Here is a 23,963-nt window from a genome sequence, read left to right on the forward strand (position 1 = left end):
TGTATCGCTTTTTTGTGGCTGGTACATACCTTATCGAATTCTCGTAACCACAATAGTTACACACTTAGGCTGGCATTCGTTGGTTTTGGGGGCCTCCGCCACCGGGGTTACCGGAACCACGGGAGCTACCGGAACCACGGGAGCCTGGTTATCGGGCTGTTTGACCGGGACCGGGGTCGGGGTAACAGGTGGGACTATAACCTCCGTAACGGGCGAATTTATGGTTTCCGTTACCGGACCATTGGGAGAGGTGGATATCCACTCGATTTCGAGCCACCCGTTTACACGAGGCCCATCAGGGGCGGGCTGCAGCTCGATCTGCCCAATATTCTGGCTCATCCAGTTCTCATTCTTACTCAGATCGATCTCATAGGTATGGTACTGCCCGTCGTTGTCGAGCGCGAAATTCATTCGCCGATCATCCGTCCGCAGGAGAGCAACGTCATCTGGCCGGCGCCAGCTCAGGCGAAAAGGAGACTTAGTATCCTGACTCTCGTTGTTTCTGAATGCCGCCCGAATGTATATCTTGGGCACCTCCCTACCCTTCCAGAATACGAATGGCGATTTGATATGGTTATTGGGCGTGTTGTTCAGCAACACCCGTAGCTTACCATTAATTGGCCAGCCCGTATCCTGCGTATTGTAGTAATACCAGCCTTTACGCGACGTATCGAACCGATAGTTTGGACCGGCAACGGGGCGCGGCTGCGCGTACACGTACGATCGAATTTCGTTCAGATGCCCCACGATCAACGCGTAATCCCACTCATGGACAATATTATGATCGAGTAAAACGAAGTTGGTGGCAGCAATGTATGACGCAACCTGGCTATATTCATCGCCGTCCAGATCGGAACCGAAGTAGCCTTTCTTCCAGTCGTAATTGTTGGGTACATACAAGCCGACTCCATACTGGTTCACGTTGGTTGAGGCCATCCAGGGTTCGGTTGGATACACGTCGCCAAAGGGAACCCGCTCTTTGGGCGGCACGGGACGAATAACATCAGCAGAAGCGTTTGTAAACGGGTCGTTGCCTTTGTAGTACCACATGTTATGGTATTCGCCGTTCAGGTAAACACAGGGCATCTCCTGCTGACGGGCCTCGTACTGTGTCTTGTCATTTCGGGAAAGCACCACACGGGCATGTACTTTAACCACGTTTCCCTCCAGCCTGATCCAGTGTTCAATGGTGGCTTCTCCGTCTTCGTTGTTAAGGGCAAACTGCTTGGGTACGCACTTTACATAGAGCAGGTTATCCTGCTTCTCGAACGCCGTAACCCGGGATGGATTATTGTAGGTATCACCGGCCTGAATGGGATCCCAGCCCAGACCGGTCCAGGCCGGCGCCCCGTTCTTCGAATAGTCGAGCGGACCGCCGTACAACGCAATCTGTACCTGTCGACCCAGATCGGCATTGTTGATCATGTTGCGGGTACTGACTTTTCCGCCCTGGTCGTTCCGAAACGCCAGGTAGGTCATAGCCCCGCCGTAATTTAAATCGATACCGACTTCAACCTTATCATTTTTTATGGTGTGCAACCCGTCCAACGAGGCACCAACCCGGGTTCTGGGGGGTGCATATTTCGTTGTCGTGGCACGCGGCTGCGCCGATAGTGACCCCCAGACAATCAGGCAGGCAAAGAGACTACTACAAACGCGTGAGTACAGATTGAGAGAGAGCGTACAAGACATGCGGAACTTAACACATTTACGGGGTACGAAAACCCCCTGGTCAAATTATATGCCAAAGTACGCCTTTGTTTCAGAGCGGTTTGTAATTATTTACCAGTCGGTTGGCTGAACCCTGGCCGACGTTTTTCCCTTACCCGACTCAACAAGCAATCGATACCGGAACGTGACGGATTTGCCCGGGTCCAGTGTATAATTCATAGCCGGTGCTTTCCCATTTGTAAACACGCTAGGGCCCAGCGGATTAGCCGCAAAAAGGCCGTAACCCCTGGCGTGCCAGTAGGTCGGATAACCTACATTTTTGGGATGATCGAGCAGGGTAACTACCAGATTCTCAGAACCAATAACCCCCGACAGCGCAACCGAGTTAGCCCGCGTACCCCATACAGCATCCCCTTCTTTGTTCTCACTGCTCCGGTAAAGACCCGTTACGCCGGTATTGTCCAGCAGGGGCACTTTAGTAGCTACGCCCTGCGCATCGGTAAACACCTCTGGCTTGGTAGAAGGCTGTTCCAGCTGGCGCGCTACCCGGAGGGCAATCATCCCTTCTTTGTTGTCTTTGAAGACCACCTCTTTCCCGGCCGCCGTAAGCGTGGTTATACGGTCAATGGTACGACTGTCGGCGCTGGCCCCAAACCGGAAAGTAGTCGTTTCGCGCAGCATCAGCTGATTATCCTTGTCGAGCCAGTCGGCGGTGACGACCAGTTCGCCCTGCCCCTTTCCGCCCTTCATCGACGTAACCCCCGTATGCAGGATCGTGCCGAACGGGCCTTTATGCTCCGGGCCTACGTCTATCGAGTTATTCCAGAAGTCATGTCCGTTTACGTCGCCGTAATTGAACCACATCCCTACATGGTGCGGATGGTCGACCCGCTCACCCGGACGCGGATCGAGCGGCCAGCCACGGGTGATTGCGTTTCCGCCCGCCGACACGATCGGGTACAGCACCGGCTTCTTCAACACGGTTGGTCCGGGGTAGATATAAGCCGTAAACGGTTTACCATCGACCGTCACCGCGACCCGTTTGGCGGCCGGGTCATGTTTAATCTGAATTTGATGGGGTTGGGCTATAACCGCAGAGGCTGTCAGCAGAAGCAGGCATGCAAGTCGGAACATAAGTAGGAGAAACTAAGCTAATGATCGGTTTAGAAAGAGCAGACAAGAAAAATGCCCCGACCTAAGAAAGTCGGGGCACCTGGAATGCTACTGAAAGCGACTGACAGACTGGCCAAAAACCAATCATACGCATGGCCTAATTGCCCATCAGTATTTTGTTCGTCACATCCTGATCTATCGTGATGTAGCCCGGATAGTTGATCTGTCCACCCAGCAGATCGAGTGTCGGTTTGATCCGAATGGTCAGTTTGGAAGGTTTGCTGCTCGGCGAGCCCGAGAGGTTCTGTACCAGATCGCCGAATGCGTCGCGGGTTTTGGGATCGGTCAACAGTTGGTAGGCATTGGTATTAAGGCGAACCGGCACACGCGTTTTTCCTCCGCCGGGCTGCACCTCGATGCGCTGATTCAGAAATCCGTTGAACACCTCCTGGCCAGCCAGCAGCACCCTGTATTCCAGCTGATTGATACCGGCCAGCCGGTTTGTAGGGTTCGTGATTTCCAGATTGATGCGCGCATCCAGCGGTACGTTCCGGGTTAGCAAACCAGCCGCCAGCCGCGGAAACCGCGCGGGATTCAGGTCTTCGAGGTTGCGAAACTGTCGGACGTCGGTACCGGCCAGGTAAATGCTATCGGCCGACGCAATGGTATAGCGGCAGTCGCCGAGGGTTTTGGCCTGTGAAATCTGTTTGTTTACGCCACACTGGCTAAAGAATACGGGCAGGGCAGCAATCAGGAGCAAAGCAAATCCTTTTTTCATGTCTGGTTGTGAATCGTTTTTTGATAAACATCAGACACACCAGAAAGGGTTTAGTTTAATTCTTCCTGACAAAGACCATCTACACCCGATCAGCTTTGGCATTTTTCCGCCGGAAGTCGACCCATTCTTTATAGGCCGATGCCGGAAAACGGCCGCTATGCATCGACACATGTCTGTCTAAACCCCTTCTCCGGCAACACCCTACCATACAGGTAATTCACTGCATAAAGCTGTGCACCACCAACAGAAAACTGCTTGATTGTCAAGTATTTTTTTATCTTTGTATCAGGACATGCCCAAGACTTTCATGAACAAGCTAACCGCCGACGACCTGATTTACGGGTACATCAACGGTATCTTCCCGATGGCCGATGCCGACGGTACGCTGTACTGGTACGCACCTGACCCGCGCGCGGTCATCCCTATCCATAGCTACAAACCCGCCCGATCGCTGCGCCCCATCCTCAATCAACAACGCTTCGACATTCGTGTCAACTGTGATTTTGAACAGGTTATGCGCTACTGCTCCCTACCCCGGTCGGCCGACGATAGTACCTGGATTTCGGAGGAAATTATAGAAGCCTATACCGAGCTGCACCGGATGGGGCTGGCCCATAGCGTTGAAACGTATATGGACAACCGTTTGGTTGGCGGCTTATACGGTGTATCGCTGGGCGCTGCTTTTTTTGGTGAGTCGATGTTTCATCACGTCAACGATGCGTCGAAAGTTGCCTTTCATTACCTTATCATGACCCTACGGGAGCAGCAGTACGAACTCCTCGACACCCAGTTCATCAATGATAACGTACGGCGGTTCGGGGCCGTCGAAATTCCCAAAGCGGATTACATGAAGCAACTCAAGTCGGCTATCCGTAAAAAAGCCCGCTTCACCGAAAACGCGTTTGAACATCTCTTCAGAAACCACGCCGGCGATTAAGCCGATACGCCCCTGAATCTGGGCTAATGCCATACTTGCGCTATCTTTGCGCGCATGACAAAACCTGTACTTGTCCTCAAATTTGGTACGGCTTCCATTACCAAACCCACCGGCGAACCCAATGAGCCAATCATGGTCGACATTGCCCGGCAGGTGGCTGCGCTGCACGCGCGCTACCGGATCGTGCTGGTTTCGTCGGGCGCAGTCGGTGCCGGCAAAGGTCTCATTAACGACTACCGGGGCGATATTACCCAGCGTAAAGCAGCCGCGGCCGTAGGGAATCTGTTGCTGCTCAATCAGTATTCCCGTTTCTTTTCCATATACGGCATCGCCATTGCCCAAAGCCTGTGTGAGCGCCACCATTTTGCCAACCGCGATCAGTTTCTGCAGCTCAAGCAAACCTACGAAGAGCTCTGGGCCAACGGCATTATTCCGATCGCCAACGAGAACGACGTAGTGAGCAACCGCGAGCTGAAGTTTTCTGACAATGATGAACTGGCTACGCTCATTGCCGTCGGTTTCGGGGCCGAAGCCCTCATGCTCTGCACCTCGGTAGGTGGTTTACTGGACGCCAACGGCCAGGTTATCCGCCGGGTCGATACCTTCGATGAGCGAATTTTCGGGGTCGTCCGCACCGACAAATCATCATTGGGGCTGGGCGGCATGGCCTCTAAACTCACCTTTGCCAAACTGGCCACGCGCATGGGCATCCGGGTCATCATCTTCGGCCTGAACGAACCCGACAGCCTCGACCGGGCGCTCAGAAGCGAGGTAGGTACCGAATTTATACCGGCAGAAACAGCACTCTCGGCCCGCAACCGGTGGCTCGTCAGCGGCTCGCTCGTGGTGGGACGCATTCGGGTCGATGCGGGTGCCGTACGCGCCCTGCAACAACGGCGGAGCCTGCTGGCCGTGGGTGTTCGGGCCATTTTGGGCGAATTCAGCACGGGCGAAATGGTCGAGATCATCGACGAACACGATACGCCCGTTGCGGTAGCCCGGGCCCGGATTTCGTCCGACGTGCTGGTTCAACAGCTTCACCAACAAAACGTTGATGTGGCGAATGCCAACGATATCGTACTTTTGTGAGTATGACACCTATTACTCCGCTCCTGCAGGCTACCCAACAGGCCGCTGCCGCCGTTCGTCGGCTCAGCTCCGATCAGAAAACCGCCCTTATCAACCGGCTCGCCGATGTGCTGGCGGCCCAGGTGGAACCGATCGTTGCCGAAAACAGCCGTGATCTGGACCGGATGGACCCCACCGACCCCAAATTTGACCGGCTCAAGCTTACCGAAAGCCGGATACAGGGGCTGGTCGATAGCCTGCGGGTGGTAGCTACCCTGCCCGATCCAACGGGCGAAGTATTGATCGATCGAACCATCGAACAGGGTCTTAGCCTCCGAAAAATTGCGGTACCGCTGGGGGTAGTAGGCGTCATTTACGAAGCCCGGCCCAACGTAACGGTCGATGTGGCGTCGCTTTGCCTGCGTTCGGGTAATGCCTGCGTCTTGAAAGGCGGCAAGGAAGCCGACTTCTCGAATCGCTACCTGGTTGGACTGATTCAGAACGTACTGGTCGAGTTTGGCGTCCCCAAAGCAGCGGTTACCCTGCTCCCCCCCGACCGGGCCGTGGTGAACGAACTGCTGACGGCAGTACGCTACGTAGACATCATCATTCCGCGCGGCTCCGAATCGCTGATTCAGTTTGTCCGGAAACACTCACTCGTGCCCACGATCGAAACCGGCGCGGGCGTTTGCCATACCTACGTAGAAGCCACCGCCGACCTGGACAAGGCAGCGCCTATCGTTGTCAACGCTAAAGTGTCGCGGCCATCGGTCTGCAACTCGCTCGATTGTGTACTCGTCGACGCAGCCGTGGCCGACCGGTTTCTGCCAATGCTCACGGCCGATTTTGCCCAATGGAACGTAGAGGTTTTTGCCGACGAACCGGCTTATACGATTTTTCAGAAAGCCGGTTATACGAACCTGCAGCCCGCCCAGCCCGACGATTTTGGCCGCGAGTTTCTGGATTATAAGTGCGCCGTCAAAGTCGTTTCCGGCCCCGACGAAGCGCTGTCGCACATACAGGCCTATTCGTCGCGCCATTCGGAAGCCATTCTGTCGCAGAACCAGCCGGTCATCGATCAATTCCTGCGCGAGGTGGATGCGGCTGCGGTCTACGCCAACGCATCGACCCGTTTCACCGATGGCGGCTGCTTCGGACTGGGGGCCGAGATCGGCATTTCCACCCAGAAACTCCACGCCCGGGGTCCGTTCGCGCTGGAGAAGCTGGTCACCGAGAAATGGATCGTCACCGGCGACGGTCAGGTACGGTGGTAGGCGAAACTACCTACCGTCTGCTAAATTTAAAATCCAGTTAATCGAGTGGTTTTGACTGAAAAATGGAATAATAATAGATTGCAGCGTTCAACACATTTCAATCTATTCATCCATGAAAGTCAACGTTTCCCTGGTCGGCCTCTGTGGCCTGCTGCTGGTCTCTTCATTGTGGTCCTGCGAGGATCACCTGGTCGCTCCGCCAGCCAGTCCGCGATTTCGCCTAACAAAAATTATCCAAACCGGACTTCGGTACTACCAGTCGCACACACTTAGTTACAACACGGACGGTAACGTTAGCCAATACGTGGCTCGGGGAGGTACATCGGCTAGCAGCGCCGAGAGTTACCCGGGCGTTACTACCTTCCTACAGTACGACGCTCAGGGCCGCCTGATCACCTCGGAAACGCCAATCGTTCCGGGCAACACCACAACTGCAGGGCGAACTACCTACGACTATGATACGAAGGGAAATATGATTGCAGCAAAAAAATATTCGGCACAACAAGGCAGTGATTTTACAATCAACAGTCTGATAGCGGTGGAGTATAACAGCCAGAACCTGCCTGCAAAAACAGTTGAGACGAATTTTTATCCGATTGGTGATGCCGTTTACACCGCGTTATATTCGTACAACGGTAATTATCTAATCAAGACCGAACGTAGCTACTCGACAGGCCCTATCAGCAACCCGGTTACTACTTATCAATATGACAACAAACCCAATCCTTACTACAAGCTGGGCTATACATTAGATAGGATAGGTGTGTCGCCACAGCTGATCAGCCCCAATAATGTAATTCGTCCGGATGATCAGCTTACGTATGACAACAATGGTTTGCTCATCGAACGGGTAGATTACTATAAACTGGACCTACAGCAAGGCCGAACCCACTACACATTCCAGTACGAAGCATACTGAGTTATGTTGCTCCCGAATCACTGAACTGACAAGTAACAGGTCTATTTTTGGCATCCCTGCTGCACTGGCATGCCGGCTGGAATAACAAAAATAGACCTTATATACTAAGCCTTAAGCAATTAAAGGCGTATCCAGCTCGGCGAGTGACGCCAGGATTTCCTCCTGCGTAACTTCGTGTTCCACCAGTTTGCCGGATAAATACTGCTCATAGGCCGACATATCGAAGTGACCGTGGCCGCAGAGGTTGAACAGAATCGTTTTGGACGTTCCTTCTTCTTTGGCGATGAGCGCTTCGCGGATAACCGTTGCGATGGCGTGGTTGGCCTCGGGCGCCGGAATGATGCCTTCCGTGCGGGCAAACTTGATACCGGCGTCGAAACACTCGAGCTGGTTGAACGATTGCGCTTCGATCAGTCCGTCGCGCAGAAGCTGGCTGACGATAGCTCCCGCTCCGTGGTAACGCAGACCACCCGCGTGGATAGGTGCCGGAATGAAGTTATGGCCCAGTGTATACATCGGCAAGAGCGGAGTCATACCGACCGTATCGCCGAGGTCGTACCGGAATACGCCCCGGGTTAGTTTGGGGCACGAAGCCGGTTCGGCCGCGATACAGCGGATGTTCTTACCCTCTTCCAGATTATAACGCAGAAACGGAAACCCAATACCGGCAAAGTTGGAGCCACCCCCAAACGGCGCCACCACAATATCCGGGAAATCGCCGGCCTGCTCCAGCTGCCGGATGCACTCCAGGCCAATAACGGTCTGGTGCATGAGTACGTGATTCAGCACACTTCCCAGCGCATACTTGGTATGTTCGTCATGCAGCGCCATCTCTACGGCTTCTGAAATGGCAATACCGAGGCTTCCCGGCGAGTTGGCGTCCTGCGCCAGAATACTACGCCCGGCGTTGGTCCGGTCAGAGGGCGACGGATATACTGAGGCTCCCCAGGTATTCATCATCATTTTCCGGTACGGCTTTCCGTTGTAGCTGGCCCGCACCATGTACACTTCACACTCGATGCCGAAATGCTGACAGGCGAAACTCAGGGCACTTCCCCACTGGCCGGCACCCGTCTCGGTGGTAATTTTCGTGACCCCTTCCTGCTTGTTGTAATAAGCCTGCGGTACGGCGGTATTCGGCTTGTGCGATCCGGCCGGGCTAACTCCCTCGTATTTGTAATAGATTTTGGCGGGCGTGTCGAGCAGTTTTTCCAGCCCCGTGGCGCGGTACAGCGGGGTAGGTCGCCAGATTTTATAAATCTCCCGTACCTCTTCCGGAATAGGTACCCATTTCTCGCTAGTGACCTCCTGTTTAATCAGTTCCATCGGAAACAACGGGGCCAGCATATCCGGCCCGATGGGTTCTTTGGTACCGGGGTGCAGCGGAGGCAGCGGCTTGTTGGGCATATCGGCCACGATGTTGTACCACTGCTCCGGAATGTCGGATTCGGCTAAGATAAACTTTTTCTGTGCCATGTATTACTAAGGATTTAGATGGGTGGGTAAGATACGAAGACGACTACACTTTCGGTCAGGTATTCTGCGACAGACCCAGTTGCCAGCGCTTGAACACCTGCTGATAGAGCCGGTGGCGCTTTGGATCGGGCTCGTAGGTATCCCCAAACTCAACCAGCTTAGCCGCTTCGTCGAGGGTAGCTACCAGCCCCAGGGCTTTCATGGTCAGCAGGATGCCGCCCATCGAACCGCTTTCGTTGCTGGCGTTGAGCCGCACCGGAACGCCCGACATATCGGCCAGCATCTGCACCCAGAACCGCGACTGCGCGAAGCCACCATTGGCGTGGATAACGCGGGTCGGTCCGGTATGCTTCATCAGCAGTTCGTTGATGAGCATCAGGTTGAACAGTACCCCCTCCAGCGCAGCCCGCACAAAATGCGCCCGCGTGTGCTGCCAGTCTACGTGCAGGTAGGCCCCGCGCGCGTGGGCATCCCAGAGCGGAGCCCGTTCGCCCTGCAGGTAGGGCAAAAACAGCAGGCCATCCGAACCAGGCGCAATGGCGTCGGCCTCGGCCAGCAGCACGTCGGTTTCGGCCTGCGCCAGCTTTTCGGTGACCCACTCCAGCACGTTCCCCCCGTTATTGGTCGGCCCGCCAACCACGTAGTAGTCATCGTCCAGGATGTAGCAGAACAGCCGTCCCTGCTCGTCGCGGAGGGGTTTTCGAACGGTTTGCCGGATGGCCCCGCTGGTACCGATCGTGAGCGTAGTGGTTCCGCGCTTGATAGCGCCCGCTCCAAGGTTGGCCAGGCACCCGTCCGAAGCCCCGATCACCAGCGTTACGGCACTGGTCAGACCCGTACCGGCCGTTTGTCCACTCTCCCGAACCGGGTGCTGGTGGGTGGTAGGAACCGGGGTAGACAGTTGGTCGGCCCGAATCCCGGCATGGGTCAGGGCCAGCTCGCTCCACTGTCGGTTGGCCGCGTCGAACAGGCCGGTAGCGGTAGCAATGGAGTAGTCGATCGCGAACTCGCCCGTCAGCTTATGCCACAGGAACTCCTTGATCGCCCCGAAACAGGCCGTCCGGCGCAACAGGCGCGGCTCGTGTTCACGCAGCCAGGCCAGCTTACAGAGCGGCACCATAGGATGCATCGGAATACCGGTCTGCTGATAGAGCTGCCGCCCCAGTTCGGCCTGGGTAGTACGAAGGTCGGACGCCTGTTGTTCAGCGCGGTTGTCAGACCAGATGATCGCGTGGCTGAGCGGTTCTCCCTGTGCATCCATGGCCAGGAGGCTGTGCATCGCTGTACTGAAGGCCAGGTGGGTCATGGTATGCCCGGCCCCGGCCAGCTCCCGGTTCACTTCAGCCATCACCTGTACGAACGCCGACCAGATCTGGTCGGGGTCCTGTTCGGCAAAACCCGGTTTAGGATGAAGCGTTTCAACGGGGGCCGACGCATGTGCCAGCACCTGACTCAGGTCGGCCGGCAGGGCCAGGGCTTTTACGTTGGTTGTACCGACGTCTACGCCAACAAAGCAATTCATGGAGTGTCGAGAGTGGGTTATGGTATGCTAAAGCAACGCATTTTTTCGATTTGATGTTTGTCTGGCTGTCAAAGCCGGGTTGCTGTCGGTGAGCTATCCGTTTCGGGCTTATCTTTGTAAAAAGCCTTTTGTATGTCGTGGGTCCGGTTGGTAGGTGTTGTCTGCGGAAGTGTCATGCTGTTTGTGGCCTGCCAGTCTTCGAATAAAACCGACACCGCCCCTACGCCCCCCGCTCCTACCCAGCTCAGTGGTCAACAGCTGGCTCAGACCTACTGCGGCAGCTGCCACCTCCAGCCAGCACCGGCCTTACTCGATAAGGCCACCTGGCAAAACGGGGTGCTTCCTCAGATGGCCCTGCGCCTGGGTCAGTCGGATCGGCAAATGGAAGAAATCATGCGCTACAGCAATACCGACGAGCTGAAACGCCTGATCGAAGCCAACATATTCCCCGAACACCCAACGCTTCATCCGTCCGACTGGCAGAAGATTGTCGCCTACTATGTGGCGCAGGCCCCTGACTCGCTCCCGGCGCAGGCCCCCCATACCACTATTCAGTCAGCCTTGCCCCTGTTTGCGGCTCATGCTTCTGACCGTAGCGTCGATGGCCTGATCACGCTGCTCACCTACGACTCGCTGTCGCATCGGATCTGGGCAGCCGACGCCCGCGGTAATCTATTTGCCCTCAACAAGCGCCTGCAACGGACTGATTCGCTACGAACCAGCAGCCCGGTGGTCGACCTCCGCAGCCATCCGGACGGGCGTCTCGACCTGCTGACCGTGGGTATTTTGAATCCGAACGATCAGCCCGCAGGCAGCTGGGAAACCCGGTCGGCTGATCGTAGTCGCGCACAGGCCATGCGGGTTACCAACCTGCAACGGCCCGTTCAAACAACCATAGCCGACCTCAACCGCGACGGTCGGGAAGATGCGCTGATTTGCGAATTTGGTCACCACCTGGGTAAACTCAGCTGGCACGAACAGTTGAAAACCGGGTACCGGGAACATGTACTGGACGCGGTTCCTGGCGCCCGCGTAGCCTACGTGCGGGATGTGAACCACGACCAGTGGCCCGATGTGGTGGCGTTACTGACGCAGGGCGACGAGCAGGTGGCGGTGTACTACAACCAGCGAAACGGCTTGTTCCGCAAAGAAACCGTGCTTCGGTTTCCGCCAGTTTACGGCTCCAGCTACCTCGAGCTGATCGATCTGGATCGGGATGGCGACGACGACCTGGTCTACACCAACGGCGACAACGCCGACTATTCGCTGGTGCTGAAGCCTTACCACGGCATCCGCATTTTCCAGAACGACGGCCGGTTCCGGTTTCGGCAAACCTGGTTTTACCCGATGCACGGAGCCAGCCAGACCGTTGTCCGGGATTTCGATCAGGATGGCGATCCCGATCTGGCAGCCATCGCCCATTTTCCTGATTTTTCGCAGCGGCCCTATGCCGGGTTTATTTATTTTGAAAACCGGGGCAGCCAGTTGTTCATGCCGCGCTCTTTTCCGGCGGCTAACCGGGGGCGTTGGCTACGACTGGCCGCGGGCGATGTGGACCAGGATGGCGACGACGACATCCTGCTGGGCTCGTTTTTTCGCCCGACGGGTCCCGGCCATACCGACTTGATGGACTACTGGCGCCGACCCGGCAGCGGGATCATGCTACTCGAAAACAAGCTACGCTAGCCGATAAAAGCGGGTGGCGTTCTCGCCAAAGACCTTTAGGCGGACCTCGTCGCCCCAGGGTTCTACATAGTCTTCGATAATCGTTTTCACCTGGGTATAATTGGCCGCCACCAGACATACGGGCCAGTCGGAGCCGAACATCAGCCGGTCGGGACCAAAATGCTCGAAGGCTACGTCGAGGTACGGAAAAAAGTCGCGCTTACCCCAGTCCTGCCAGTCAGCTTCGGTAACCATGCCCGACAGTTTGCAGTGCACATTGGGCTGTTTAGCCATCTCCGCCATGAAGTTAGACCAGCGGTTGATGTCCCGCTTTTTGATGTATGGCTTGGCCAGATGGTCGATAACAAAATTAACTTCCGGCACCGCCCGAACCAGGTGTAGGGCGGCTTTCAACTGGCTGGGATAGATCAGTATGTCGTACGTCAGTCCAAAATCGGCCAGTTTACGGATCCCCTCTACTACGCCCGGGCGCGTCAGGAAATCGTCTGGCTCAGCCTGGGCTACATGCCGGTAGCCTTTGATGAGCGAATGCTGTGCAAAGTGAGCCAGTCGGTCAGACAGAGTCGGCGCTTGCAGATCGACCCAGCCAACAACACCTTTAACGATATCGTAGGCCCGGGCCAGCTGAACCAGAAATTCGGTCTCGGCTTCCGACTGGCTGGCCTGCACCGCCACGCAGCCGTCGACGCCGTTTTCGGCCAGTACCGGCTCCAGGTCGGCTGGTAAGAAATCGCGCCGGATGGCCGACATATCGTCGGTAATCCAGGCGTCGCGGACCGGCTCATACTGCCAGAAATGCTGATGCGAATCGATGATCATGGGAGAAACGAAAATACGAGTCAGACGAGCCTGATGACGTGAAAGGTGCTGGTCATCCTGCGTTGTTAATGGGAGTCTACCCTTTACTCAAGATCCTCTTTGTCATTCCGACGACAGGAACGGGCCGCCGGTATGACAAAGAAAAAACTGTTTTACAGGAACCTGATCTGACAATCCCCTCACGTATAGCTGACGGCGGTTTGCCGTTGCTCGCCCAGTCCTTCGATACCGAGCTCGATGACGTCGCCGGGTTTGAGGTAGCGGGGTGGTTTCAGACCAAGGCCTACGCCAGCGGGCGTGCCGGTCGAGATCACGTCGCCGGGGAGCAGGGTCATGAACTGACTGATGTAACTGACCAGCGTCGGCACGTTGAAAATCATATCGTCGGTGTTGGAATCCTGCAACCGCTCGCCGTTGACGCTGAGCCACAGATGCAGCGCATTGGGATCGGCAATGTCATCTTTGGTAACCAGAAACGGCCCCAGGGGCGCAAACGTATCGGCGCTTTTTCCTTTCACCCACTGCCCCCCGCGTTCAAGCTGGAAAGCCCGTTCAGAATAGTCGTTGTGCAGCGCATAGCCTGCTACGTAATCCAGCGCGTCGTCGAGTTCGACATAACTGGCCCGTTTGCCGATGACAATGGCCAGCTCGACCTCCCAGTCCGTTTTTTCGGAGCGCTTCGGAATAACTACATCGTCGTTGGGTCCGCAGAGCGCCGTGGTCGACTTGAAGAACAGGATCGGTTCAGCGGGGGTAGGTGCGTTCGTTTCGGCCGCGTGTTTGGCGTAGTTCAGCCCTACACAGACGATCTTGGAGGGTCGTTTTACGCAGGGTCCGAACCGGGCATCGGCCGAGACGACCGGACACGTGGGCGCGTGGGCCGACAGCCAATGCGCCAGCCGGTCGGGTCCGTTGCTGGCAAAAAATGACTCGTCATAATCTTCGCCAAAATGAGTAACGTCAAGGCGCTGGCCATTGGGTAGTTCAACGCCGGGGTGTTCGTGGTCGGGCAGGCCGAAGCGGAAAAGTTTCATAGTCAGTTTGTGGTCTTTCGTAAACGTATAGGCCCCCAGGTTCGGCCGGTGGCGAGGGGTGGGTCAGGTGTTCAGACGGGTAAACCCACCATCGAGCGGATAATCGCAGCCGGTGATAAATCCGGCCTCATCGGAGCACAGAAACAGCGCCAGCGCCCCCACTTCCTGCGGCTCGGCCATGCGGCCAATGGGCTGCGTTTTTGAGAGCCGCTCAAACATGTCGGCTTCCTGACCGGGGTAGTTCTTCGCCAGAAACCCGTCTACGAAAGGCGTATGAACCCGGGCGGGCGAAATACAGTTGCATCGAATCTTATCCTTCAGGTAATCCTTAGCCACCGACAGTGTCATGGTCAGAACGGCCCCTTTGCTCATCGAGTACGCAAACCGGTCGTTTAACCCCAGGGTTGCGGCTACCGATGCCATGTTCAGGATAACGCCCCCACCCGCAGCTTTCAGATGGGGAATGACGGTATGCAGGCAGTTGTACACCCCTTTGACATTGATCCGGAAGATCCGGTCGAAATCCGCTTCGGAGGTGGTTTCTACGGTGCCAACGTGCGCTACGCCTGCGTTGTTGACCAGTATATGAATAGGCCCTTCGGCAGCCAGTTGGTCGACCAGGGCGCGTACGGCGGCCTGATCCGATACGTCAATGGTATGGCTCGTCACCTGCCCCCCCTCCTGCCGGATACCTTCGGCAGCCAGGCCAGCCTGTTCGGGATTCAGATCAAAAATACGTACCAGCGCCCCGGCCTGTGCAAACGCCTTCGCGATAGCCAGTCCAATACCGCTGGCCCCACCGGTAACGATGGCGGTTTTGTTAGAAAGTGAGAACATAATCGTTACTAGAGTGAATCAGTGAGTAAGTGACTGCGTAGAACGGGTGCTGTTTATTCATCCATTCGCTCAATCACTCTTATAGCGACACCCCCCGTTTCCAGGGGATGAAATCGTCCTGACCGAGTCGTTCGGCTGCGGTTATGGTTTCGCCCGAGGCCAGCCGGACGATGTAGTCGAGCAGGGCATCGGCATTTTGTTCGATCGTCTGCTCGCCCTCAATGATCGGGCCGCTGTCGAAGTCAATGACATCGGGCATCCGGTTCAGGAGAGCAGTATTGGTCGATATTTTTACGACCGGGCACACGGGATTGCCGGTCGGCGTACCCAGCCCCGTTGTAAACAGGATCACGTTGGTACCCGAGCCGGCCATACCGGTTGTGGCTTCAACGTCGTTGCCGGGTGTGCAGAGCAGCGTCAGGCCGGGCGTATTGACCGGTTCGGCATAGTCGAGCACCTGGGCCACCGGAGCCGTTCCGCCTTTCTTGGCCGCTCCGGCCGACTTGATTGCATCGGTAATCAGCCCGTCTTTGATATTGCCTGGCGACGGGTTCATGTCGAACCCCGACCCTACGGCTTCGGCCTGGGCCGAATAGCCACCCATCAGGTCGATAAACTTCTGCGCATCGGCATCGTTGACGGTGCGGTTGATAAGCTCCTGCTCTACCCCGTTCAGCTCCGGAAATTCGGCCAGTACGGTTTTCCCGCCCAGCGTTACGATCACGTCGGACAGGTGCCCGATGGCGGGGTTGGCCGATATACCCGAAAAGCCGTCAGAACCGCCACATTTCAACCCGACGGTCAGCGCGCTGAGCGGAGCGGGTTGGCGGGTTAGTTTATTGATCTCGGCCAGTCCCAGAAACGTTTCTTTAACCGCCTGGCTCATCAGCGCGTACTCGGTACCGGCCTGTTGTTCGAACAGCAGCAACGGCTTGTTGAATTTCGGATTCTGCCGCCGGATTTCGGCCGAGATCATATCGGCCTGCAGGTGCTGGCACCCCAGACTCAGTACCGTTGCCCCCGCCACATTCGGGTTGTTGATCATCCCGGCCAGCAACGAGCAGAGTACGGCCGAGTCCTGCCGGGTTCCGCCACAGCCCATCTCATGAGTCAGAAACTTAATGCCATCCACGTTCGGGAATGGCCGGCCTGACTGCGGAGCGCTGGTATGGGTCAGGGTATGATTCTGACTAACATCGACAAAAGGCTGCATTTTTCGGATCACATCCATCTCGCCCGCCCGGTACAGGCTGAGTAGTTCGTGAACCTGCTGCCGGTACATCTCGGGTTGTGCGTAGCCGAGTTCGCGCTCAAACGCATCTTTCAGAATAAGCACATTCCGGTTTTCGCAGAACACCAGCGGCACAACGAGCCAGTAGTTGCGGGTACCAACCCGACCGTCGGCGCGGTGGTAGCCCATGAACGTACGGTCCTGCCAGCGCGAGACATCGGGCGGCTGCCAGCGGTAGGGCTGCTTTTTGGCCAGGCTATAGGGGTCCGCGTCATGCTTGAGATTAAACGTTGTAATTGGCTCTCCCCGCCGAATGGGCTGAGTGGCTTTACCCACCAGCACGCCGTACATAATAACAGGATCGCCGGGCTGACGGTCTTCGGTAACGAATTTATGTTTGGCCCCCACCGCATACGGGAGTGTATACGTTTGCGAATCAAAATCTATCTGTTCACCAGCCGCCAGGTTGCGCAGCGCCACGATCACATTATCGGCAGGGTGAACTTTTAAGACTATAGCGGGCATCAGTGCTTGTTTTTTTTGCAATAAAAGAGACGATCAGATTAAAATATACCAGTCCGGCCCGAAAAACTTTGCCATACTTATTGCGAATATGAGCACCAATCCCAACATTTGACAGTCCGACCCTGCTCTCCCCATGCTCACCCCTACGTCGCCCGGCCTCTCGTCCTCTGCCCCCGGCAGTCAGCACGCAGGTTCGTTTGGCACCGACCAGCCCCGGGCCAGCCGGCTCATGTCGATGGATGCGTATAGGGGGTTCGTTATGACCCTGATGGCGGCCGAACTCCTGCAGTTTCATCGGTTGCAGGAGAGTTTTTCGGCTAGTCGCTTCTGGTCTTTTCTGGCTTACCACCAGAGTCATGTGGAGTGGGCGGGCTGCTCGCTGCACGACCTTATACAGCCTTCGTTTTCGTTTCTGGTGGGCGTAGCCTTACCGTACTCGATGGCCGCGCGGGTTACGCAGGGGCAGTCGTTTCCGGCTCAGGCAGGACACGCTTTCCGGCGGTCGCTGATCCTGATTCTGCTCGGTATTTTTCTCCGTTCGGTTCATGCCGAGCAAACCAACTTCACCTTTGAGGATACGCTGACGCAGATTGGGCTGGGCTACCCCTTTCTGTTTCTGCTCGGCGCGGCCTCTTCGCGAACCGGCTGGATTACTTTTGGCGCCGTGCTGGTCGGGTACTGGTTTGCTTTTGTTCGTTACCCCCTCCCCGGTCCGGCTTTTGACTATGCCGCCGTTGGGGTTCCGGCCAACTGGCCCGAGCACTACAGCGGGCTTATGGCTCATTTCAACAAAAACAGTAATCTGGCCTGGGCGTTCGACACCTGGTTCTTAAACCTCTTCCCCCGCGAGCGTCCTTTTGTGTTCAACGGCGGTGGCTATGCCACCCTGAGCTTCATACCTACCCTCGCTACCATGATACTGGGGCTACAGACGGGTCGATGGATACGGTCGGGTGTGACCCGGCGCCAGCTCCTGACGCGGCTACTGGCGGCCGGCCTGACAGGTATACTGGCAGGTTTGGTCCTGCACTGGCTCGGTATTTGCCCGGTCGTTAAGCGTATCTGGACACCCGCCTGGGTGTTGTTCAGCGGAGGCTGGTGCTGCTGGCTGCTCGCCCTTTTCTACGCCCTGGTCGATGGGCAGGGACGCTGGCAGCCAACGGCCCGGCGCTGGACCTTTCCGTTTGTCGTTGTCGGTATGAACTCCATTGCCATCTACTGCCTGGTCCATCTGATCGATCGCTTCATCATCAATTCGCTTTACATTCATCTGGGACATCAACCGTTTCAGCTATTCGGGGCTGCGTATGAGCCACTGCTGGTTGGAGCCACCACCCTGGCTATTTTCTATAGTATGCTACGCTGGATGTATGCCCGCCATCTGTTTATACGCATCTGATTTATGATCACGGCCAATCTGCTGAATCTTTTTGACCAGACTATTTATTACGGAACCCTCACCTTCGAAAATGGGCGTATTGCCCGCATCGACCGACTCGGCCCTGAACGTCCTGGCGAACCCTATGTGCTGCCCGGTTTTGTCGATGCGCATGTCCACGTTGAAAGCTCGCTGCTAACACCCCCTCAGTTTGCCCGGCTGGCCGTTGTGCACGGCACCGTAGCCACCGTATCCGATCCGCACGAAATTGGTAACGTACTGGGCGTAGCCGGCGTAGAATACATGCTGGCCGAAGCCCGTCGGGTTCCGTTTAAATTCATGTTTGGCGCGCCCTCCTGCGTACCGGCCACAACCTTCGAAACCGCCGGTGCTACCATCGGCGTTCGGGATGTGCGCTACCTGTTGGGCCTGAAAGAGATCGGGTACCTGGCCGAGATGATGAACTACCCGGGCGTGTTGCACGAAGACGCCGACGTCATGGCCAAGATAGCGCTGGCCAAAGCCTTTAACAAACCCATTGACGGGCACGCACCGGGGCTCACGGGGCCTGACGCCCAGCGCTATATCGACGCAGGCATCAGCACCGACCATGAATGTTTTACCTATGAAGAAGGGCTCGACAAAGCCCGTCGGGGTCTTCATATATTGATTCGGGAGGGTAGCGCAGCCCGCAATTTCGATGCCCTGATACCGTTGCTGGCCGATTTCCCGAAGCAGATTATGTTCTGCTCGGACGACAAGCACCCCGACACCCTCGCCGAAGGGCATATCAACCAGCTGGTGGTACGGGCGCTGGCCGCCGGTCATGATCGCTGGCATGTGCTGCGGGCAGCCTGCCTTAATCCTGTACTCCACTACCGCCTACCGGTGGGCCTGTTACGCGAAGGCGACCCGGCCGATTATATCGTAGTCGATGACCTGGAGCGATTCATCGTTCGGCAAACCGTTATCAACGGTACGGTAGTTGCCGAAACCGGGCAGTCATTCATACCGGATCTCCGCAGCGAGTGGGTCAATCAGTTCAACTGCTCGCCCAAACAGGCAGACGAGTTTCAGGTCAGCGGTCAGGCAGGAGTTCCGATGCGGGTCATCGAAGCCCTGGACGGTCAGCTCATCACCAACGAGCTGCACATCGAACCAACGCTGGAAAACGGGCTGATTGTACCGGACACTGGCCGGGACCTGCTCAAACTGGTGGTTGTAAACCGCTACCAGAACGTACCCCCGGCGGTAGCCTTCATCCGCAATTTCGGGCTGAAGCACGGCGCCATTGCCTCATCGGTCGGGCACGACTCCCACAATATCACCGCCGTCGGCTGCGATGATGCCAGTCTCTGCCGGGCTATCAACCTGGTCATCGAAGCCAGGGGTGGGCTGAGTGCGGTCAGCGGGTCGTCGTCGGGGCAGGAATCAGTACTGGCCCTGCCCGTAGCGGGGTTAATGACCGACACCGATGGCTACCAGGTTGCCACCCAGTACAGCAATCTTGACCGGTTTGCCAAGACAGAACTTGGCAGTACCCTGTCTGCACCCTATATGACTTTATCCTTTATGGCCCTGCTGGTCATTCCTAACCTGAAACTCAGCGACAGGGGTCTCTTCAGCGGAGAGCAGTTCCAGATGACCAGCCTACAAATTGTTAAATAGTCCCACAAAAAAATTTTATTAACACACCTTTTTTAATTCAATTAATTATCAATATGTTTACAGACCTCAAGACCCTTATCAATTCCTACCAACCCGCCTAACCGCTCATGGCTCGTTCCCGTACAAAAACAGGTCCCGACGACGAAACCCTCTGGAATCAGTTCCGCGCAGGTGATGAAAACGCCTTCGCCCGCCTGTATCAGAACTACGTGCAGACGTTGTACCACTATTGTGCTCACTTCGCAACTGACCGGGCTCTGATTAAAGATTGTATTCACGACCTATTTGTTGAGCTCTGGAAGCATCGCACCACGATTGGCCCAACAACCTCAGTTCGGTTTTACCTGATGGCTTCCATCAAACGTAAGCTGGTCCGTCATCTGACGGCAGAGCAGAAACTGGTTAGTCAGGATGAAGTGACAAACGGCCGGCGCGTTGGCGACATGCTCTCCGGTGCTGATCCATCGCACGAAAACCTGCTTATTGCCCATGAAGAGGATTCATACATGAACGAATGCCTGCACCAGGCGCTGGATAAACTCCCCCGTCGGCAGCGGGAAGCGGTTCACCTCCGCTACTTCCAAAACATGAGTAACGAAGAAATATCGGCCCTCATGCAAATCAACATCCAATCTGTTTACAACTTGATTTTCGGCGCTATGAGCAACCTCAAGCGGTATGTAACGCCCGAAAATGTGTCTTTATAAACCCGACTACTCCTAACCCGACCCTGACCGGCGGCTCTCGAGCCGCCGGTTTTTTGTTGCCCGCCCGGATAACGTACCACCCACCGACTTTGCGTAATTTTGCCGGATGAATACTGACTCAACGCCCCTCCCCGAACGGGTTCGTCCGCGTACCCTCGATGACGTGATCGGGCAGCGAAAACTGATAGGCCCGGGCGGAGCCCTGCGCCGGGCGGTAGAGGCTGGCCGCTTACCTTCCATGATCCTCTGGGGGCCACCCGGCGTCGGCAAAACGACCCTGGCCCTGCTGCTGGCCGAAGCCGTAAAGCGACCCTTCATCGCCCTCAGTGCTATCAACTCGGGGGTTAAGGAAATTCGTGACGTACTCAGCCGCCCGTCGGGCATGTTCCCGCCGGTGGTGTTTATCGACGAGATTCATCGCTTCAACAAAGGCCAGCAGGACGCGCTGCTCGGTGCAGTCGAAAAAGGCCAGATTACGCTGATTGGGGCCACCACCGAAAACCCCTCGTTCGAAGTGAACGGGGCGCTGCTATCGCGGTCGCAGGTGTACATCCTGGAGCCGCTCAGCCGCGACGAACTGATCCAGCTCGTTGACCGGGCCATCGCCCAGGACGCGTTTCTACGGTCCAGACAGATTACCATTGAGTCGTACGATGCGCTGCTGCGTTTGTCGGGGGGCGACGGCCGGAAGCTGCTGAACCTGCTCGAACTGGTGGCTTCGGCGCATGTATCGGCCGACCCGCTGGTGCTGACCGATGAGGGGGTAACGGCGGTGGCCCAGCAGAATATTGCCCGCTACGACAAATCTGGCGAACAGCATTACGATATCATTTCGGCGTTTATAAAATCGCTGCGCGGGTCAGACCCCAACGCGGCCCTGTACTGGATGGCCCGTATGATCGTGGCGGGTGAAGATCCGGTTTTTATCGCCCGCCGAATGCTCATCCTGGCCGCCGAAGATATTGGCAATGCCAATCCAACAGCTCTGATCATGGCGTCGGAAGCGGTACAGGCCATCAAAGCCATTGGTATGCCCGAAGGCCGGATTGTACTCAGCCAGGTCGCCGTTTACCTGGCCACATCGCCCAAAAGCAACGCCAGTTATGTAGCCATCGATGCCGCCATTGCCCTGGCCGAACAGACGGCCCACCTGCCCGTACCGCTCCACCTGCGCAACGCCCCAACCAACCTCATGAAACAGATTGGCTATGGCAAAGACTATCAATACGCCCACGCCCACGAGGGAAATTTCGTGCAGCAGAATTTCCTGCCCGACGACCTCCGGGGGCATAAACTGTACGAACCCGGGCACAACGCGCGCGAAGCCGAAATACGGCGAAGTTTGCAGAAATGGTGGAGCGACTGGTACGGCTATTAGGATCTCCCTACTTTTTTATCAGGGTAGTAAATCAGCTTCTTACGCTTTCTTCCCTTTCGTGGTTTCCCTGTTGAACTGAGTATAAATACACATAGTGTTTACCTGTTCACCAGACCACCGGAAACCGACGAGCTGACCAGGTGTGTAAAGCGGGAACGAAGCAGCGAGTAAACAGCCGGGGCATACCCGATTTTACGAACTCACCCCAAACCGGAGACTGTATTCGTGAAAGACGTAGCTGACGACGTAAAAGAATGGCTTGTTCGGATTGCCCGGCACGATGACCACCGGGCCTTCCGGCTGCTGTTTGAGCTATTCTATCCCGAGCTGATCCGGTTTGCCCTGTTTTACGTCAAGGTTCGCGAAACGGCCGAGGAGATCGTGCAGGATGTCTTCCTGAAAATATGGCAGATTCGGGCTACGATCCTGGTTATACTCAACTTCCGGGCCTACCTGTTTTCGGCAACGCGCAACCATTGCCTGAACTACCTCCAGCGAAAAGGGAATCCGGCATTTACGTCTGTCGACGGCACAGCGGTAGCCGATACGGTTGGTACTGACGATAATCCGCAACAGGCGCTCGAGCTAGTCGATATGCAGCGTACCATTCAGGCCGCTGTAGATGCGCTGCCGCCCCAGTGCCATCTGATTTTTCAACTCGTAAAAGAACAGGGCTTTTCGTACAGGGAAGTTGCTGATTTACTGGCCATTTCGCCCCGAACCGTCGAAACTCAGATCAGCATCGCCCTCCGTAAAATAGCCGCTGCTCTGGGTCCGCTATTGGAATCGTAAAAAAAAATCTAAAAATTTTCACGCGTCCTTTACGGGATCGGTCAGCAAACACTGTCATTGCTTTTGAAACCCGAAAGCAATGCACGACTCTATAGACTGGACCCTGGTAGGCAGAGTATTGGCCAACGAAGCTACGGACGAGGAACGCCAGCAGCTGGCGCGCTGGCTGGCGGCCCATCCCGAGCAGCAGCCTGTCATCCATCAGCTGTACCAATTCTGGCAGACACCCAACGCCACGCCATCCGCCGATCGGACGGAGGTAGCGGCCGCTTATGAGCGGCTACAGCAACGGATCGAGGCCGAAGAAGCCCTGTCGGCTCAACGCGTTCGGCCGCTCTGGCCCTCGCGATCGTGGCTGAGCTGGGCTGCGGCTGCGGCTGTCATACTCCTGCTCGGCTTTCTGGGCTGGACCCGGCTGACCAACCCCGCCAGCACCACGGCGCTGCTCGAGCAGGCCAATCCGAAAGGCACCCGATCGCAGATCCGGCTGGCCGACGGAACAACGGTATGGCTCAACGCCGACAGCCACCTGCGCTATCCGAAATCGTTTACCGGCAACTTGCGCGAGGTATCGCTGGAAGGGGAAGCGTTTTTCAGGGTAGCCCATAATCCAAACCAGCCTTTCGTGGTCCGGCTCGCTACAGGATCGGTACGGGTGCTGGGCACCTCGTTCAACATCCGGGCCTACCCGGGCGATAGTACGGTTGAGACGTCGGTAGTAACTGGGCGGGTGGCGTTTGTACCCAACAAACCCGTTCGTCGTCCCCGGACCAGCCCCGGCGCTGCCCCACCGACACCGGACACGCTCTTCCTGACCCCCAACCTGAAAGCTATTCAGTCGCTAACGCGGCAGTCGGTGGCAACCCAGCCAACGGTAGCCACGAACCAGATTGCCTGGACCGAATCAAAGCTTGTCTTCCGAAACACGCCAATGGGCGAGGTAGCCAAAACGCTCGAACGCTGGTACGGCACCCCGGTAACCCTCGAACGGGAGTCGCTGCGACAGTGTCCGCTGACGGGCACGTTCCAGAACCAGAGCCTTCAGGAAGTCATGACCCTGATTTCGATGACCAACCGGTTTCAGTATGAATTGACACCGTCGCAGGTAACCATCAAAGGCCCCGGCTGCGATAGTGAATAATCCACCGCC

General features: G+C 56.4%; 20 protein-coding genes. 11 read left to right on the top strand and 9 right to left on the bottom strand.

All coding sequences use genetic code 11. From position 1 onward, the window contains the following. Positions 1–30: 30 nt before the first annotated feature. From B1C80_RS06545 to B1C80_RS06555, 3 genes are all read right to left on the bottom strand, one after another. The gene (locus B1C80_RS06545; RefSeq protein WP_139361598.1) at positions 31–1,479 is read right to left on the bottom strand and encodes a hypothetical protein; all 1,449 of its coding nucleotides are present in this window, start codon (positions 1,477–1,479) and stop codon (positions 31–33) included. A 303-nt stretch (positions 1,480–1,782) separates the two neighbouring features. After that, positions 1,783–2,805 carry a PmoA family protein gene (locus B1C80_RS06550; RefSeq protein WP_077920268.1) on the bottom strand — a complete coding sequence of 341 codons (1,023 nt, stop codon included), beginning with the start codon at positions 2,803–2,805 and terminating at the stop codon, positions 1,783–1,785. 136 nt (positions 2,806–2,941) lie between these two features. Next, positions 2,942–3,562 carry a hypothetical protein gene (locus B1C80_RS06555; protein ID WP_077920269.1) on the bottom strand — a complete coding sequence of 207 codons (621 nt, stop codon included), beginning with the start codon at positions 3,560–3,562 and terminating at the stop codon, positions 2,942–2,944. Positions 3,563–3,869: 307 nt separating this feature from the next. Here B1C80_RS06555 and aat point away from each other — a divergent pair, with 307 nt between their 5' ends. The 4 genes from aat to B1C80_RS06575 all read left to right on the top strand — a co-directional run bounded on the left by aat (position 3,870) and on the right by B1C80_RS06575 (position 7,760). Further along, positions 3,870–4,499: a leucyl/phenylalanyl-tRNA--protein transferase gene (gene aat / locus B1C80_RS06560; RefSeq protein WP_077920509.1), complete on the top strand. Its 630-nt coding sequence runs from the start codon at positions 3,870–3,872 to the stop codon at positions 4,497–4,499. Positions 4,500–4,553: 54 nt separating this feature from the next. Then, positions 4,554–5,588 (top strand): glutamate 5-kinase, encoded by a 1,035-nt coding sequence (proB, locus tag B1C80_RS06565; RefSeq protein ID WP_077920270.1) that lies wholly within the window; start codon positions 4,554–4,556, stop codon positions 5,586–5,588. 2 nt (positions 5,589–5,590) lie between these two features. Continuing rightward, the gene (locus tag B1C80_RS06570) at positions 5,591–6,841 is read left to right on the top strand and encodes a glutamate-5-semialdehyde dehydrogenase (RefSeq protein WP_077920271.1); all 1,251 of its coding nucleotides are present in this window, start codon (positions 5,591–5,593) and stop codon (positions 6,839–6,841) included. 112 nt (positions 6,842–6,953) lie between these two features. Then, on the top strand, positions 6,954–7,760 hold the full coding sequence (locus B1C80_RS06575) for a hypothetical protein (RefSeq protein WP_077920272.1): 807 nt from the start codon (positions 6,954–6,956) through the stop codon (positions 7,758–7,760). Between the two features lie 111 nt (positions 7,761–7,871). Here the strand turns inward: B1C80_RS06575 and B1C80_RS06580 are convergent, their stop codons facing one another. Both B1C80_RS06580 and B1C80_RS06585 read right to left on the bottom strand, forming a co-directional pair. Continuing rightward, positions 7,872–9,236, bottom strand: a complete 1,365-nt coding sequence (locus B1C80_RS06580; protein ID WP_077920273.1) for a TrpB-like pyridoxal phosphate-dependent enzyme — start codon at positions 9,234–9,236, stop codon at positions 7,872–7,874. A 55-nt stretch (positions 9,237–9,291) separates the two neighbouring features. Continuing rightward, the gene (locus tag B1C80_RS06585; protein WP_077920274.1) at positions 9,292–10,758 is read right to left on the bottom strand and encodes a gluconokinase; all 1,467 of its coding nucleotides are present in this window, start codon (positions 10,756–10,758) and stop codon (positions 9,292–9,294) included. A 132-nt stretch (positions 10,759–10,890) separates the two neighbouring features. On the opposite strand from B1C80_RS06585, the gene B1C80_RS06590 reads away from it, so the two are divergent. Next, positions 10,891–12,444, top strand: coding sequence for a VCBS repeat-containing protein (locus B1C80_RS06590; RefSeq protein WP_077920275.1), 1,554 nt, complete (start codon positions 10,891–10,893; stop codon positions 12,442–12,444). Here the strand turns inward: B1C80_RS06590 and B1C80_RS06595 are convergent. The 4 genes from B1C80_RS06595 to B1C80_RS06610 form a co-directional block, all read right to left on the bottom strand. Further along, complete coding sequence (locus B1C80_RS06595) at positions 12,436–13,263, bottom strand: amidohydrolase (protein ID WP_077920276.1); 828 nt, start codon at positions 13,261–13,263, stop codon at positions 12,436–12,438. The two genes, B1C80_RS06590 and B1C80_RS06595, sit on opposite strands and share 9 nt — an antisense overlap. Positions 13,264–13,442: 179 nt before the next feature. Further along, complete coding sequence (locus B1C80_RS06600) at positions 13,443–14,297, bottom strand: fumarylacetoacetate hydrolase family protein (RefSeq protein ID WP_077920277.1); 855 nt, start codon at positions 14,295–14,297, stop codon at positions 13,443–13,445. Between the two features lie 63 nt (positions 14,298–14,360). Beyond that, on the bottom strand, positions 14,361–15,134 hold the full coding sequence (locus tag B1C80_RS06605; RefSeq protein ID WP_077920278.1) for an SDR family NAD(P)-dependent oxidoreductase: 774 nt from the start codon (positions 15,132–15,134) through the stop codon (positions 14,361–14,363). A gap of 79 nt (positions 15,135–15,213) precedes the next feature. Beyond that, entirely contained in the window at positions 15,214–16,890 is a 1,677-nt protein-coding gene (locus B1C80_RS06610) for a UxaA family hydrolase (RefSeq protein WP_077920279.1), read from the bottom strand. Positions 16,891–17,125: 235 nt separating this feature from the next. Here B1C80_RS06610 and B1C80_RS06615 point away from each other — a divergent pair, with 235 nt between their 5' ends. The 6 genes from B1C80_RS06615 (at position 17,126) to B1C80_RS06640 (ending at position 23,954) form a co-directional block, all read left to right on the top strand. Further along, a complete protein-coding gene (locus tag B1C80_RS06615; RefSeq protein WP_077920510.1) occupies positions 17,126–18,289 on the top strand; it encodes an acyltransferase family protein in 1,164 nt (387 codons plus the stop codon). A 3-nt stretch (positions 18,290–18,292) separates the two neighbouring features. After that, complete coding sequence (ade, locus tag B1C80_RS06620) at positions 18,293–19,936, top strand: adenine deaminase (protein WP_077920280.1); 1,644 nt, start codon at positions 18,293–18,295, stop codon at positions 19,934–19,936. Positions 19,937–20,043: 107 nt separating this feature from the next. Further along, a complete protein-coding gene (locus B1C80_RS06625; protein ID WP_077920281.1) occupies positions 20,044–20,643 on the top strand; it encodes an RNA polymerase sigma factor in 600 nt (199 codons plus the stop codon). A gap of 106 nt (positions 20,644–20,749) precedes the next feature. Next, a complete protein-coding gene (locus B1C80_RS06630; RefSeq protein WP_077920282.1) occupies positions 20,750–22,021 on the top strand; it encodes a replication-associated recombination protein A in 1,272 nt (423 codons plus the stop codon). A gap of 225 nt (positions 22,022–22,246) precedes the next feature. Next, positions 22,247–22,813: an RNA polymerase sigma-70 factor gene (locus B1C80_RS06635; RefSeq protein WP_161492721.1), complete on the top strand. Its 567-nt coding sequence runs from the start codon at positions 22,247–22,249 to the stop codon at positions 22,811–22,813. Positions 22,814–22,892: 79 nt separating this feature from the next. Next, on the top strand, positions 22,893–23,954 hold the full coding sequence (locus B1C80_RS06640) for a FecR domain-containing protein (protein WP_077920284.1): 1,062 nt from the start codon (positions 22,893–22,895) through the stop codon (positions 23,952–23,954). Positions 23,955–23,963: the final 9 nt, after the last annotated feature.

This window comes from Spirosoma sp. 209, from assembly GCF_002006735.1.
GTDB classification, from domain to species: Bacteria; Bacteroidota; Bacteroidia; order Cytophagales; family Spirosomataceae; genus Spirosoma; species Spirosoma sordidisoli.